Source organism: Asanoa sp. WMMD1127 (genome assembly GCF_029626225.1).
Classification (GTDB): Bacteria; Actinomycetota; Actinomycetes; order Mycobacteriales; family Micromonosporaceae; genus Asanoa.
The window spans coordinates 2,558,422-2,570,820 of sequence record NZ_JARUBP010000001.1 but is presented as its reverse complement, the minus strand read 5'-3'; the positions used below and the strand labels follow the sequence as shown (position 1 = coordinate 2,570,820).

The 12,399-nt window shown below is 73.1% G+C and carries 13 protein-coding genes and 1 pseudogene; 6 read left to right on the top strand and 8 right to left on the bottom strand.

Annotated elements, in window-relative coordinates:
• Window positions 1-21 precede the first annotated feature (21 nt).
• From O7635_RS12360 to O7635_RS12350, 3 genes are read left to right on the top strand one after another with little or no spacing between them, the layout of a single operon-like run.
• Window positions 22-1,338: a CBS domain-containing protein gene (locus O7635_RS12360; RefSeq protein ID WP_278080550.1), complete on the top strand. Its 1,317-nt coding sequence runs from the start codon at window positions 22-24 to the stop codon at window positions 1,336-1,338.
• Window positions 1,331-1,879: a DUF1003 domain-containing protein gene (locus O7635_RS12355; protein ID WP_347405274.1), complete on the top strand. Its 549-nt coding sequence runs from the start codon at window positions 1,331-1,333 to the stop codon at window positions 1,877-1,879. The genes O7635_RS12360 and O7635_RS12355 overlap by 8 nt, the downstream gene beginning before the upstream one ends.
• A 21-nt stretch (window positions 1,880-1,900) precedes the next feature.
• Window positions 1,901-3,046: an Mrp/NBP35 family ATP-binding protein gene (locus O7635_RS12350; protein WP_278080549.1), complete on the top strand. Its 1,146-nt coding sequence runs from the start codon at window positions 1,901-1,903 to the stop codon at window positions 3,044-3,046.
• Window positions 3,047-3,135: 89 nt separating this feature from the next.
• Here the strand turns inward: O7635_RS12350 and O7635_RS12345 are convergent, their stop codons facing one another.
• A complete protein-coding gene (locus tag O7635_RS12345; protein WP_278080548.1) occupies window positions 3,136-3,552 on the bottom strand; it encodes a preprotein translocase subunit TatB in 417 nt (138 codons plus the stop codon).
• A 69-nt stretch (window positions 3,553-3,621) separates the two neighbouring features.
• Complete coding sequence (locus tag O7635_RS12340; protein WP_278080547.1) at window positions 3,622-4,977, bottom strand: trypsin-like peptidase domain-containing protein; 1,356 nt, start codon at window positions 4,975-4,977, stop codon at window positions 3,622-3,624.
• 170 nt (window positions 4,978-5,147) lie between these two features.
• On the opposite strand from O7635_RS12340, the gene O7635_RS12335 reads away from it, so the two are divergent.
• Complete coding sequence (locus tag O7635_RS12335) at window positions 5,148-5,789, top strand: O-methyltransferase (RefSeq protein WP_278080546.1); 642 nt, start codon at window positions 5,148-5,150, stop codon at window positions 5,787-5,789.
• Here O7635_RS12335 and O7635_RS12330 read toward each other — a convergent pair.
• Both O7635_RS12330 and O7635_RS12325 read right to left on the bottom strand, forming a co-directional pair.
• Window positions 5,786-7,198: a leucyl aminopeptidase gene (locus tag O7635_RS12330; protein ID WP_278080545.1), complete on the bottom strand. Its 1,413-nt coding sequence runs from the start codon at window positions 7,196-7,198 to the stop codon at window positions 5,786-5,788. The two genes, O7635_RS12335 and O7635_RS12330, sit on opposite strands and share 4 nt — an antisense overlap.
• Before the next feature lie 91 nt (window positions 7,199-7,289).
• Window positions 7,290-7,457, bottom strand: coding sequence for a DUF3117 domain-containing protein (locus O7635_RS12325; protein ID WP_089253522.1), 168 nt, complete (start codon window positions 7,455-7,457; stop codon window positions 7,290-7,292).
• Between the two features lie 218 nt (window positions 7,458-7,675).
• On the opposite strand from O7635_RS12325, the gene O7635_RS12320 reads away from it, so the two are divergent.
• Together O7635_RS12320 and O7635_RS12315 are read left to right on the top strand one after the other, a co-directional pair.
• The gene (locus O7635_RS12320; protein ID WP_278080544.1) at window positions 7,676-8,494 is read left to right on the top strand and encodes a PaaX family transcriptional regulator C-terminal domain-containing protein; all 819 of its coding nucleotides are present in this window, start codon (window positions 7,676-7,678) and stop codon (window positions 8,492-8,494) included.
• A 3-nt stretch (window positions 8,495-8,497) separates the two neighbouring features.
• Entirely contained in the window at window positions 8,498-9,289 is a 792-nt protein-coding gene (locus O7635_RS12315) for an enoyl-CoA hydratase-related protein (RefSeq protein WP_278080543.1), read from the top strand.
• Between the two features lie 17 nt (window positions 9,290-9,306).
• Here O7635_RS12315 and O7635_RS12310 read toward each other — a convergent pair whose 3' ends face one another.
• The 4 genes and pseudogenes from O7635_RS12310 to O7635_RS12295 form a co-directional block, all read right to left on the bottom strand.
• On the bottom strand, window positions 9,307-9,882 hold the full coding sequence (locus O7635_RS12310) for a hypothetical protein (protein ID WP_278080542.1): 576 nt from the start codon (window positions 9,880-9,882) through the stop codon (window positions 9,307-9,309).
• 103 nt (window positions 9,883-9,985) lie between these two features.
• Complete coding sequence (locus O7635_RS12305; RefSeq protein WP_278080541.1) at window positions 9,986-10,555, bottom strand: DNA-3-methyladenine glycosylase I; 570 nt, start codon at window positions 10,553-10,555, stop codon at window positions 9,986-9,988.
• Window positions 10,556-10,588: 33 nt separating this feature from the next.
• Window positions 10,589-11,074, bottom strand: coding sequence for an SRPBCC family protein (locus O7635_RS12300; protein ID WP_278080540.1), 486 nt, complete (start codon window positions 11,072-11,074; stop codon window positions 10,589-10,591).
• A 953-nt stretch (window positions 11,075-12,027) separates the two neighbouring features.
• Window positions 12,028-12,375: pseudogene (locus O7635_RS12295) on the bottom strand (DivIVA domain-containing protein); the annotation flags it as partial.
• Between the last annotated feature and the right edge of the window lie 24 nt (window positions 12,376-12,399).

Below are 12,399 nucleotides of genomic sequence, written 5' to 3'. Positions count from 1 at the left end.
TAGGGAATTAGTCTTGACGGTGTGACGACAGCGCGGGTCTACATCGCCAGACTCGCCGGCCTCCCGGTCTACGACCCCAACGGTGACCAGGTCGGCCGGGTTCGTGATGCCGTCGCGCGCCTGCGCACCACCAACCGCCCGCCCCAGGTGGTCGGTCTGGTGGTCGAGATGACCGTCCGCCGGCGGATCTTCCTGCCGATGGGCCGGTTCACCTCGATCGACCCCGAGTCGGTCGTGCTCAACACCGGCACGCTCAACCTGCGGCGCTTCGAGAAGCGCCCCAACGAGCTGCTGGTCCTCGAAGACCTGCTCGACCGCCGGGTGACGATCCTTCCCGAGGAGACCCCGGCGATGGTGGTCGACCTCGCCATGGAGACCAACCGCACCGGCGAGTGGTCGCTGGCCAAGGTCGCCGTCCGCCAGCCCAGCCGCCGGCTGACCCGCCGCGGGCAGCTGGTCGAGCTCGAATGGGACCGCGTACGCGGGCTGATCGGCCTCACCGACACCCAGGGCACCGCGGGGCTGCTCGCCGTGCTCGAGCAGATGCGCCCCGCCGACCTGGCCAACGCGCTGCAGGAGATGCCCGACGGCCGGCGCAACGAGGTCGCCGCCGCGCTCGACGACGAGCGCCTGGCCGACGTGCTCAGCGAGCTGCCCGAGCACGACCAGGTCGAGATCCTCGCCACCGTTGACCAGGAGCGGGCCGCCGACATCCTGGAGGAGATGGACGCCGACGACGCGGCCGACCTCCTCGGCGAGCTGTCGGGTCCGGAGCGGCAGGCGCTGCTCGACCTGATGGAGCCCGACGAGGCCGAGCCGGTGCGCCAGCTCCTGAAATACGCGGCCGGCACGGCGGGCAGCGTGATGACCTCCGAACCGGTGATCCTGACGCCCGACACGACCGTCGCCGACGCGCTGGCCCGGATCCGCGAGCCCCAGCTGCCGCCGGCGGTGGCCGCACAGGTCTTCGTCGCGCGGGCGCCGATGGCCACGCCGACGGGTAAATACCTGGGCATGGTCCACTTCCAGCGGCTGCTCCGGGAGCCGCCGTCACAGATCCTCGGCGGCGTGGTCGACGCCGGCATCAACCCGCTGCGTCCCGAGACGCCGCTGATCGAGATCACTCGCCGCATGGCCATGTACGACCTGGTCGCGATGCCGGTCGTCGACGCCAACAACCGGCTGGTCGGCGCAGTCACCGTCGACGACGTGCTCGACCACTCGCTGCCGCCGGACTGGCGCGACCGCGACGTGCCCGACATGGTCCCGGGCTCCCCGGTGGCCGTCCCGCCCCGCGCCATCCCGGCGACCGGCCCGAACGGCGGCGCCGATGGCTGAGCCGCGCCGGGCCCCGCGGCTCGACCAGCCGCAGGAGCCGCGCCGGCTCAAGCTGCCCCGATTCGACCCGGAGTCCTTCGGCCGGTGGTCCGAGGCGATCGCCCGGGCCCTGGGCACGGCCAAGTTCCTGGTCTACATGACCATCGTGATCCTGCTCTGGGTGGGCTGGAACACACTGGCGCCGGAAGGCTGGCGCTTCGACCCGTACACCTTCACGTTCCTGACGTTGATCCTGTCGTTGCAGGCCTCCTATGCGGCGCCGCTGATCCTGCTCGCGCAGAACCGGCAGGCCGACCGCGACCGGCTGGCGCTCGAGGAGGACCGCCGGCGGGCGTCGGCGCAGAAGGCCGACACCGAATACCTGACCAGGGAGATCGCCGCGCTGCGGCTCGCGGTCGGCGAGGTCGCGACCCGCGACTTCCTGCGTTCGGAGCTGGGCCGGCTCACCGAAGACCTCGACGAGCTCGCGCAGCGGCGCAAGAAGCGCAAGTCGAAGCAACCCGAGGCCGAACCGGACGACCACGCCGACACGGACGCCTGAGTCGCGACATACAGTTGTCGCATGTCCGCGCCTGCAACGTCTCGTGAGGAAGCCATCCAGGCCGCCCTCGCCACGGTCGACGACCCCGAGATCCGCCGCCCGATCACCGATCTGGGCATGGTCAAGTCGTTCACGATCGACGAAGACGGGCTGGTGCGGGTCGAGCTCCTGCTGACCGTCGCCGGCTGCCCCTTGCGCGACAAGCTCAACAGCGACATCACCAGCGCCGTGAGCGCGGTGCCGGGCGTGCGGGCCGTCGAGATCGACTTCGGCGTGATGAGCACCGAACAGCGCCAGGACCTGCAGACCCGGCTCCGCGGCGGTGGCGGCGCCGAGCCGGTGATCCCGTTCGCCCAGCCTGGTTCCCGGACCCGGGTGTACGCGATCGCCAGCGGAAAGGGCGGCGTCGGCAAGTCGAGCGTCACCGTCAACCTGGCCGCCGCGCTGGCCGCCCGGGGCCTGTCGGTCGGTGTTGTCGACGCCGACATCTACGGCCACTCGGTGCCGCGGATGCTCGGTGCCGCCGGCCGGCCCACCCGGGTCGAAGACATGATCATGCCGCCGGCCGCGCACGGCGTGAAGGTGATCTCGATCGGCATGTTCACCGCCGAGAACGCGGCGGTAGTCTGGCGCGGCCCGATGTTGCACCGCGCCCTCCAGCAGTTCCTCGCCGACGTCTACTGGGGCGACCTCGACGTGCTCCTGCTCGACCTGCCCCCGGGCACCGGCGACGTGGCGATCTCCCTGGCCCAGCTGCTGCCGAACGCGGAGATCCTGGTGGTCACCACCCCGCAGGTCGCCGCGGCCGAGGTCGCCGAGCGGGCCGGCGCGATCTCGCTGCAGACCCACCAGCGCCTGGTCGGCGTCGTCGAGAACATGTCGTGGCTGGAGCTGCCGACCGGCGAGCGCATGGAGATCTTCGGCGCGGGCGGCGGTCAGATCGTGGCCGAGAAGCTGGGCCGGACCCTCGGCGCGGAGGTGCCGCTGCTGGGTCAGATCCCGCTCGACACCCGGGTACGCGAGGCCGGCGACGCCGGTCTGCCGATCGTGCTCGCCGAGCCGACCGCGCCGGCCGCCCAGGCGATCTCCGCCGTCGCCGACCGGCTCGCGGTGCGCCGCGAGTCGCTGATCGGGAAGCCGCTGGGCCTGCGGCCAGCCGGCCGCTGACCCCCGAAGGAACGGCCCGTTACTAACGCTTTTCGCAGAGGAACGGCCCGTTACTAACGCCGGCGTTAGTAACGGGCCGTTCCTTTCGCTTACGTAAAGTCGTCGAACGACCGGCGCGGGGCCGGGGCGCTGGTCGTCTCGGTCGCCGGCCGGCGAGCGCCGTTCTTGATGTCGGCCGCCTGCGCGACGTCCTTGAGGTCGTTGTGCACGCCCGTCAGGTCGGTCTTGGCGTCGTCGAACATCTTCTGCAGCGGCTTGCGCAGCGACTCCTGCTCTTCCTCGCTCATCAGGTGCTTGCGGATGAACGCCTTGGGGTGCAGGTCCTCGAGCTGGATGTCGGTGCCGAGCTCGCGGCTCAGGTCACCGGTCGCGTTGCTGGCCATGCGGCGCAGGTTGCGGACCATGCGCAGGCCGTCGCTGATCACGTTGGGCAGCTTGTCGCCGAAGATCAGCAGGGCGACCAGCAGAAGGAGACCGATCTCCCACCAGTTCAGGTTCTCGAACAACCGGGCCTCCCTCGTGCGATCCCCGGCGCAACACTACGCGCGGGGCGCTCGCGATGGGAACGGCCGTTGCTACTGGGCGTCTGCGGCTAACGTCACTGAGGCGGTCTGGGTCTCGCTGCCCCGCCGGTACTCCACGGTGACCACCGCGCCCGGCGCATATTTACGGACGAGGGCGATCAGATCGGTCGCCTCCTCCAGCGGGTGCCGGTCGATCCGGGTCACCACGTCGCCGGCGCGCAGGCCGGCGGACTCGGCCGGACCGCCGGGCTCGACGGTGTCGAGCCGCACCCCGGCGCCGGTGGTGCGGCCGTTGGTCACCTTCGCGCCGATCACCGTGCGGCGGGCCTTGCCGGTGTCGATGATGTCCTGCGCGACCCGCTTCGCCTGGTTGATCGGGATCGCGAAGGCCAGGCCGATGTTGCCCGCCGACTGCTCGTCGGCCGACACCGACTTGATCACCGCGTTGACGCCGACCACGCGGCCGCCCGCGTCGACCAGCGGGCCGCCCGAGTTGCCCTGGTTGACCGCCGCGTCGGTCTGGATCGCCGCGTAGTAGCGGATCGGCCCGCCCGGGTCGCCCGCCTGGATCGTCCGGTCGACCGCGCTGACGATGCCGGCCGTCACCGTGTTGGCCAGCGCCAGCGGCGAGCCGATGGCCAGCACCGGGTCGCCGACCGCGATCGCGTCGGAGTCGCCGAACTCGACCGGTGTCAGGCCGGCGCGGGCCAGCTTGATCACCGCGATGTCGGACTCCGGGTCCTGGCCGACCAGCTTGGCCGACGCGGTGCTGCCGTCGCTGAACACGGCGGTGAAGGTCTGCGTGCCGCCACCCTCGACGACGTGGTCGTTGGTGATCACATAGCCGTCGGCCGACACCACGAAGCCCGAGCCGAGGCTGGAACCGTCGCTGGACGCCACCCGGACGGTGACGACGCTCGGCAGCAGCCGCGCGGCGACCCCGGCCAGCGAGTCCGGCGGGCGGTTGGCGGCGGCCGGCGGGCTGGCGCCGTTGCCGCCGAGCGTCGTGCGCGCCCCGCCGACGCCGCTGCGGGCCGCGAACGCGTAGCCGAGCGAACCGCCGAGCAGGCCGGCCAGCAACGCCGAGACCACCGCGACCAACAGCACCGAGCGGTTGCCGGGCGGGCGTGGAGCGTCCGGGTCGGCGACGGGCTCAGGCTCGGCGCCGCCGGCCACGCCGGGCTGGACAACCACGGCGGCCGGGGCGTGCGGGTCGCGCCAGGGGTCACCGAGCGCGTCGGACCACCACGGACTGCCCGGGCCAGCCGGGTCGGCCGGGTGCGGCGGCCGGCTCGACGAGGGCGGCGGGTTGTAGGACGGCACGGGGCTGACCGGCATCGCGCCCGGGACCTGCTGGCCCGAGGGCCGGCCGCCGCCAGGCTGCTGCCAGTTCCAGCCGTCGGTCACGTCGCCTCCCGGTCGCCGCCCACTACCCCGACTCAAGGATTACATGGATACCCGAAGAGCATTCAGGAGTTGCCGAACGCCTTCACCGCACCGCCCGTCCATCCAACACCGACGGTGCGCTCTACGCTCATACCCGGTCCCCCGCTTCCCCCTCGCACGGAGGTTCACCCATGGGCGCCGCCGGCCCGGCCACGACGCAGGCGCTGCTGTTCGCCGACGCGTACCCGCCGGAGGACCTGGTGCTGCAGACCGCGCGCCGGCTCGCCGACGAGGTGGGTCTGCCCTGCGTGAGCCCGGGGTCGGGCGCGGCGCTGCGCCTGCTGGCCGCCGCCGGCAACGCGCGCTCGCTGGTCGAGATCGGCACGGGCACCGGCGTCAGCGGGGTCTGGCTGCTGCGCGGCATGCGTCGCGACGGGGTGCTCACCACGATCGACGTGGAGAACGAACACCAACGGGTGGCCCGGCGCATCTTCCAGGAGGCCGGCTTCGCGCCGTCGCGCACGCGGATCATCACCGGGCGCGCGCTCGACGTGCTGCCGCGCCTCACCGACGGCGGATACGACCTCGTGTTCGTCGATGCCGACCCGACCGAATACGCCGCCTGCGTCGCCGCCGCCGGCCGGCTGCTGCGGGCCGGCGGTGTGCTCGCGGTCAACAACGCGCTGGCCGGCGGCCGGATCGGCGACCCGGCCGCCCGCGACGCCCAGACCGTGCTGATCCGCGAGGTGGTCAAGGAGCTGCGCGACTCCGACGACTGGATCCCGGCGCTGCTGCCCACCGGCGCCGGCCTGCTCACCGCGGTCCGCCGCTAGAGACTCGCGAGCCAACTCAGCAGCGTGCGTACGCCCCAGCCGGTCGCGCCCTTGGTCAGCTCGGCGCTGTCGGAGTCGGCCCACGACGGCGCCGACATGTCGATGTGCGCCCAGCGGTCGCGCAGCGGGCCGGTGAACTCGGCCAGATAGAGCGCGGCCATCACCGAGCCGGCGCTCGCCTCGGGGCTCGTGCTGTTGAGGTCGGCCAGGTCGCTGCTGAGGTAGTCGCGGTAGTCCGCCGGCAGCGGCATCCGCCAGACCTGCTCGCCGGCGTCGGCGGCCGCGTCCTCGAGCGCCTTGGCCAGCCCGTCGTTCTCGCTGTAGAGGGCGGCCGTGCGCTTGCCCAGCGCGACGGCGTTGGCCCCGGTCAGCGTCGCCAGGTCGACCAGCAGGTCGGGGGCGAGCTGGTCCACGGCGTACGCCATCGCGTCCGCCAGCACCAGGCGGCCCTCGGCGTCGCTGTTGTTGCTCTCGCTCGTGCGCCCGCCGTAGTGCCGGATGATGTCGCCCGGCCGGAAGGCCGAGCCGCTGACCAGGTTCTCGGCGAGCGGGGCGAGCGCGGTGACCCGGACCGGCAGGCGCAGCGCGGCCGCGGCGATGGTCGCCGCCACGACGGCCGCCGCGCCGCCCATGTCCTTGCGCATCAGCTTCATCGCGTCGCGGGGCTTGATCGAGATGCCGCCGGTGTCGAACGTGATGCCCTTGCCGACCAGCACGACGTGTTGGGTGGCCTCGGCGGGCGCCCAGGACAGCTCGACCAGGCGCGGCCCGCGCGACGAGCCGCCGCCGACGGCCAGGATGCCGCCGAAGCCCTCCGCTTCCAGTCGGTCGGGCTCACGAACAGAGACGGTCAGGCCGTCGTACGCCGCCGCGGTCGTGCTGACCCGCTCGGCGAACCAGGCCGGGGTCTTCTCGTCGGAGGGCATGTTGGTCAGGTCGCGGGCCAGCGTGGTGGCCTCGGCGGTGGCGCGGGCGGTGGCGAGCGCGGCCTCGTCGGGCGCGCCGGCCAGCAGCACCTCGGTCAGCTCCGGTGGGCCGTCGGCCTTGGGTGGCGCCAGCCGGAACCGGTAGGAGCCGAGCAGCACGCCCTCGGCGAACGCCCGCACGTCGGCGTCGTCCGGCAGCCGCACGGTGACGGCGCCGGTGTGTGAACGCGACCGGGCCAGGCCGGCGCCGGCCGCCCGCCAGCCGCTCGCGTCGCCCGCGCCGATGCCGACCAGCAGCACCGTCGAGGGCCGTTGGGTCGGCCGGGGCAGCACCTCGACCACGCTGCCCTTGCCACTGTGGCCGGCCGCGAACGCGACGACGTCGTCGGGCAGCCCGTCGACGGCCGGCGCACCGGCCCCGGTCGGCACGACTAGGGTCTCGGCGTCCACGTCGGCGGGGTCGATGAAACGGAATGTGGGCACGCCGGCCTCCCGGGTTGTGCTGGTGCTCGCGCTGCTGACACAAGGAGGCCCGCCGGCAGCCCTGTGGGCGTGCCGGCGGGCGCGTCGGACGTCAGCCGGCGGCGGTCTTCAGTGCGTCACCGAGCGCGTTGGCCTCGTCAGGGGTCATCTCAACGACGAGCCGCCCTCCGCCTTCCAGCGGAACCCGCATCACGATGCCCCGGCCCTCCTTGGTGACCTCCAGCGGACCATCGCCCGTCCGCGGCTTCATCGCCGCCATGTTGTCTCCCCTCAGACTCGCCAGGGTGGTGGGTTGTCCCACAGCCACTTCGTTCCGGCGGCGTCACGCTACGGCCCGTGACACCGTGTTACCCGAGGGCGCCTCGCAGGGCGCCGACCAATGATTTTCCCTGATAACCACCGCTGGGCCCAAACCGAGCCGGTATTGATGTGACAGCATCTAGCTTATCTTGAAAGTGGCTGTCACAATGTGCGGTCATGCAGGCACGGTCGGCACTCTTCGACCTCTACGGCGACTACCTGCGCCCACGCGGCGGCAGGGCACCGGTCGCCGCGCTCGTCCGCCTGCTCGCGCCCCTCGGCATCGCCCCGCCCGCGGTCCGGACCGCCGTGTCCCGCATGGTGCGACAGGGCTGGCTGCACCCCCTGCGACTGGCCACCGGCCCGGGCTATCTGATCACCACGAAGGCCGCCCGCCGGCTCGACGAGGCCGCCGCCCGCATCTACCGCACCAACCGGCCGGGCTGGGACGGGCGTTTCGATCTCATCGTCCTGGACGCGCCGGCGGTGCGCCGCGAGCGGCAGCGGCTCGGCGCCAACCTCAGCTACCTCGGCTACGGGATGCTCGACGAGCGCACCTGGGTCGCGACCCGGCCCGGCGTCGACGTCGACGCGCTCCTGGTCGAGGCCGGCATCGGCTACGAACGGTTCACCGCGACCCACGCCGCCGGCACGTCCGGCGCCATGGCGGTCGTCCGGCGGGCCTGGGACCTCGAGGAGATCGGCAACGCGTACGAGGCGTTCGTGGCCGAACAGCGCCCTCTGCTGACCCAGGTGACGCCGCGTAGCGAAGACGAGCACGCGTACGCCGCGCGGTTCCGGCTCGTACACGCCTGGCGCACCTTCTTGTTCCGTGACCCGCAGCTCCCGCCGGCTCTGCTGCCGGAGCGCTGGGCCGGCACCAACGCGGCCGCGTTCTTCGACCGGCACGCGAGCCGGTTGCGCCCGGCCGCCGACCGCTACGTGGAAAGCTGTCTCGAAGCGGGCCTGCGGGCCGCCCGATCGAAAGGTTCCTGACACGTGACTGACGTGCTGCTCGTCGACCGCACCGACGCGGTGGTGACGCTGACGCTCAACCGGCCGGAGGCGATGAACGCCCTCGACGTGCCGCTCAAGGAGGCACTCCGGGACGCGCTCGCGGCGCTCGAGACCGACCGCTCCTGCCGCGCGGTGGTGCTGGCCGGCGCGGGGCGGGCGTTCTGCACGGGCCAGGACCTGCGGGAACACGTCGGCGTGCTGGAGTCCGGCAGCACGGATGCGCTCGACACGGTCCGCCGCCACTACAACCCGATCGCCTCGCGCCTGGGCAGCCTGCCCAAGCCCGTCGTGGCCGCGGTCGGCGGCATGGCCGCCGGCGCCGGCGCCGGCCTCGCGCTGCTCGCGGACTTCCGGGTCGGCGGCCCGAGCACGTCGTTCCTGATGGCGTTCGCCAACGTCGGCCTGGCCGCGGACACCGGCCTGTCGTGGTCACTGCCCCGCCTGGTCGGCCACGCCAAGGCGATCGAGATGTTGATGCTCGCCGAACAGGTCAAGGCCGAGGAGGCGCGGTCGCTGGGCCTGTTGACCCGGCTGGTCGAGTCGGACGCGGACGTCCTGCCGGCCGCCCAGGAGCTGGCGGCCCGCCTGGCGGCCGGCCCGACGGTGGCCTACGGCGCCATCAAACGCGAGCTCTCCATCGGCGACGCCGGGACACTCAACGACGCCCTGTCCGCCGAGGCCCAGGCCCAGTCGATCAGCGGAGCGACCGCCGACCACCGCAACGCCACGACCGCCTTCGTCAACAAGCAGAAGCCGGTCTTCGAAGGCCGCTAGGCCCGAGCGAGCGTGGGTCAGTCGTCGTCTTCCTCGGGGTCCTGGTTGGCTTCCTCGCCGAGGACGAAGGCCTGCATGGCCAGCTCGTCGTCGGACGGGGCCACGTAGGTGGGTAGCTCGCGCGGGCCCAGCTCCATCACGTAGGACCAGAACAGGCGGACCGCCTCGGCCGGCGTCGGGGCCTCGATCGGGAGGTCGAGGCTGACCAGCCACGTGCGGTTGTCGACGGCCGGGGTGACGCGGGCGGCGAGCGCCGCGAAGGTCTGGTCGTCGACCGGGGTGAGCGGGCCGGCCAGGGTGAGCTCGGCGGCCTCGGCCGGTTCGTCGAAGACGCGGCGGGTGTAGGTGACGACCACCGGGCCGCGGGCCGCGACGTCGGCGTTGTCGGGGTCGTCGTCGGCCCGGCCGGCGGCGGCGGTGATGCGGCCCAGGGCCACGATGCGCGGCGCCGGCGTCTCGGCGACGACCAACACCTGGTCGCCCTCGACCGGGCCGGCCGGCTCGCCGCCGTCGCTCAGCTCGAGCGTCTCGTGGTGGAACAGACGCTCGGCCGACAACCGAGCCTCGGGGATGACGACCGCCCACTGTGCCATGCCAACCATCCCATCACAGGCACCAACCAACGCACCGCGGCGGCACGAGGCGCGGGCCAGGTAGGGGGCCGGCCGGCTGCAACCCAGGCCCGGGCCGGCCGACTCAGTGCGGCGGCACGTGGCAGCCTTCGAGGTGGTCGTCGACCATGCCGGTGGCCTGCATCAGGGCGTAGGCGGTGGTCGGGCCCACGAAGCGGAACCCGCGCTTCTTCAGGTCCTTGGCCATCGCGGTCGACTGCGGGGTGATGGCCGGCACCTCGGCGAACGAGCGCGGGCGGTGCGGCCGCGGCGGTGGCGCGTAGCTCCACAGCAGCTTGCTCAGGCCGCCGTCGACCTCCAGGGCCGCCCGGGCGTTGTTGATCGCGGCGTCGACCTTCTGCCTGTTGCGCACGATGCCCGTGTCGGCCATGAGGCGGGTGACGTCGCGATCGTCGTACGCCGCGACTTTTTTGATCTTGAAGTGGTCGAAGGCCGCGCGGAAGTTTTCGCGTTTGCGGAGGATGGTCAGCCAGGACAGGCCCGACTGGAACGCCTCCAGGGTCATGCGCTCGAACAGGTGGTCGTCGCCGTGCAGCGGCTTGCCCCACTCGGTGTCGTGGTAGGCGAGGTAGTCGGGGCCACTGCCCCACCGGCAGCGCGCCTGGCCGTCGGCGCCGATCACGAGGTCCGTCACAGGAACGAGCCTATGAGCGGGGTACGACAGTCCTCACGGCAACCGGCCCGCCTCGACCAGGCGGGCGAAACGCTTCAGGGCCTGGGTGAGGCTCAGCTTCGAACCCGGCCACAGCACCGGCCAGGCGACCCGGCCCGCGGCGCCGCCGGGCAGGTGGAACCACTCGTGCCAGACCACCTGTGTGCGGTCCTGGCCCATCGGGGTGCAGCGCAGCACGCCCGGGCCGCGCAGGAGCTTGCCCTGGTGGATGACCCGCACCTCGTACGGCGGGTCCAGGTGGGCCACCCGCATCTCGTCGCGGAGCACGGCCGGGCCGATCGCCGTGACCGCCTCGATGACGCTGCCCTCGCCGCCGTCGCCGGAGACCACCCGGACCGTGGTGAACGGGATCCACTCGCCCTGGCGCCGCCACGAGATGAACGCCTCGTAGACCTGCTTCGCGGGCGCGTTGACGATCACCGTCGCGGTCACCTCACCGGCGCCCGGCTGGGCGGCCTCGCGAAGGTCTTCCTCTCTCATCGGCGCGCGTCTTCCGCCGGTGTCACGGAATCAGACCCGATGGCCGATTTCGCGATGGGCGCGCTTTCCGGTGAAACGGTCAGCGAGCCGGCGTCGTCGGGCTCGGCGAGCGCCGCCGCGGCGCGCTTGGCCGGGCGGGCGGCCCGGGTCGCGGCCTTCCGGGGCGCGCGCGGCTTCGTCGCCGTCGGCTCGCCGTTCGAATCGAGGCCGGCCTCGTCGTCCGCGCGGGCCGCGCGCCGGCGGCCGGAAGCCTGCTCCGGCGCCGTGGCCGCCTCCGGGCTGCGATCAGGGTCGGCGGCCTGCTCAGCGCCGGAAGGAGCCGGCTCGGCGGCGACTGCCGACCCGGACGTGATCGTCGGCTCGGCGGTGGCCGCGGGCTCGGCGAGCGGCCACTCCGGCGCGGTCGAACCGGGGGTCTCCTCCCAGGCCGCCACCGCGTCCTTGGCCGAGGCCTCCGCCGGATCGGCGTCGACCTCCGCGGCCGCCACCGCCGGCACCGCGGGCTGGGCACCCGCCTGGTCCGCAGCTGCGGTCCCGGCACTCACGCGGTCAGCGTCCGCCGCCAGGGCAGACCCAGCGCCAGCCTGGTCCGCATCCGCCGGCAGGGTGGTCCCGGCACCAGCCCGATCCGCATCCGCCGGCAGGGTGGTCTCAGCACCAGCCTGATCCGCGTCCGCCGCCACGGCGCCTCCGGCACCAGCCTGCTTCGCATCGGCCGCCGTGGCCGCGCTGCCGGTCGACACTTCGTCCGCCTGAGCGTCGGTCGACGTCGCGGACGTCCGGCCGCCCGACTTGTCGGCGTCGAGATCAGCGGCCACCGATGCCGAGGTCACCGCGGCTGCCGCGGGCTCGTCGGCGACTTCGTCAGCTTCAGCCGGGCGGGTGAACTCGGTCCACCCGGGCTTGCCCGGTTCGCCGGTCGGGGCCGGCGCCGGCGTCGGCGCCTGGGCCGCCTCGCGGGCCCGCCGGAGCGCGTCGGCGTCGAGCACCCGGCCCTCGCGCAGCGCGTTGACCTCGGCCTCGAGCACGCCGATCAGCTCGTCCTTGTAGCCGATGTCGTAGGCCGCTCGGCGCAGCGCCTGGTCGACCTGCGCCATCCGGTAGCCCCGCGTCGCCAGGTCGAAGCGCACGTCGCCGAGGTCGGACTCCCGCAGTGGCCGGGTCGTGGGCAGCGGTAACGCGCGCCCGTCGGGCTCGGCGGGCGAGAGGCCCGGGTCGCGCCCGCTGACCAGCACGGTCACGCCGAACACGACCGCCGCGACGGTGACCGCGACGACCACAATAAGGAGTAGCTGACCCATACGCCCGATCGTGGCATGTCACGC

What these genes read in the sequence shown, in the direction of transcription:
- O7635_RS12350 (WP_278080549.1), top strand. Translation starts at nt 1,901, where the DNA reads ATGTCCGCGCCTGCAACGTCTCGTGAGGAAGCCATCCAGGCCGCCCTC.
- O7635_RS12355 (WP_347405274.1), top strand. Translation starts at nt 1,331, where the DNA reads ATGGCTGAGCCGCGCCGGGCCCCGCGGCTCGACCAGCCGCAGGAGCCG.
- O7635_RS12310 (WP_278080542.1), bottom strand. Translation starts at nt 9,882, where the DNA reads ATGGCACAGTGGGCGGTCGTCATCCCCGAGGCTCGGTTGTCGGCCGAG.
- O7635_RS12335 (WP_278080546.1), top strand. Translation starts at nt 5,148, where the DNA reads ATGGGCGCCGCCGGCCCGGCCACGACGCAGGCGCTGCTGTTCGCCGAC.
- O7635_RS12325 (WP_089253522.1), bottom strand. Translation starts at nt 7,457, where the DNA reads ATGGCGGCGATGAAGCCGCGGACGGGCGATGGTCCGCTGGAGGTCACC.
- O7635_RS12300 (WP_278080540.1), bottom strand. Translation starts at nt 11,074, where the DNA reads ATGAGAGAGGAAGACCTTCGCGAGGCCGCCCAGCCGGGCGCCGGTGAG.
- O7635_RS12320 (WP_278080544.1), top strand. Translation starts at nt 7,676, where the DNA reads ATGCAGGCACGGTCGGCACTCTTCGACCTCTACGGCGACTACCTGCGC.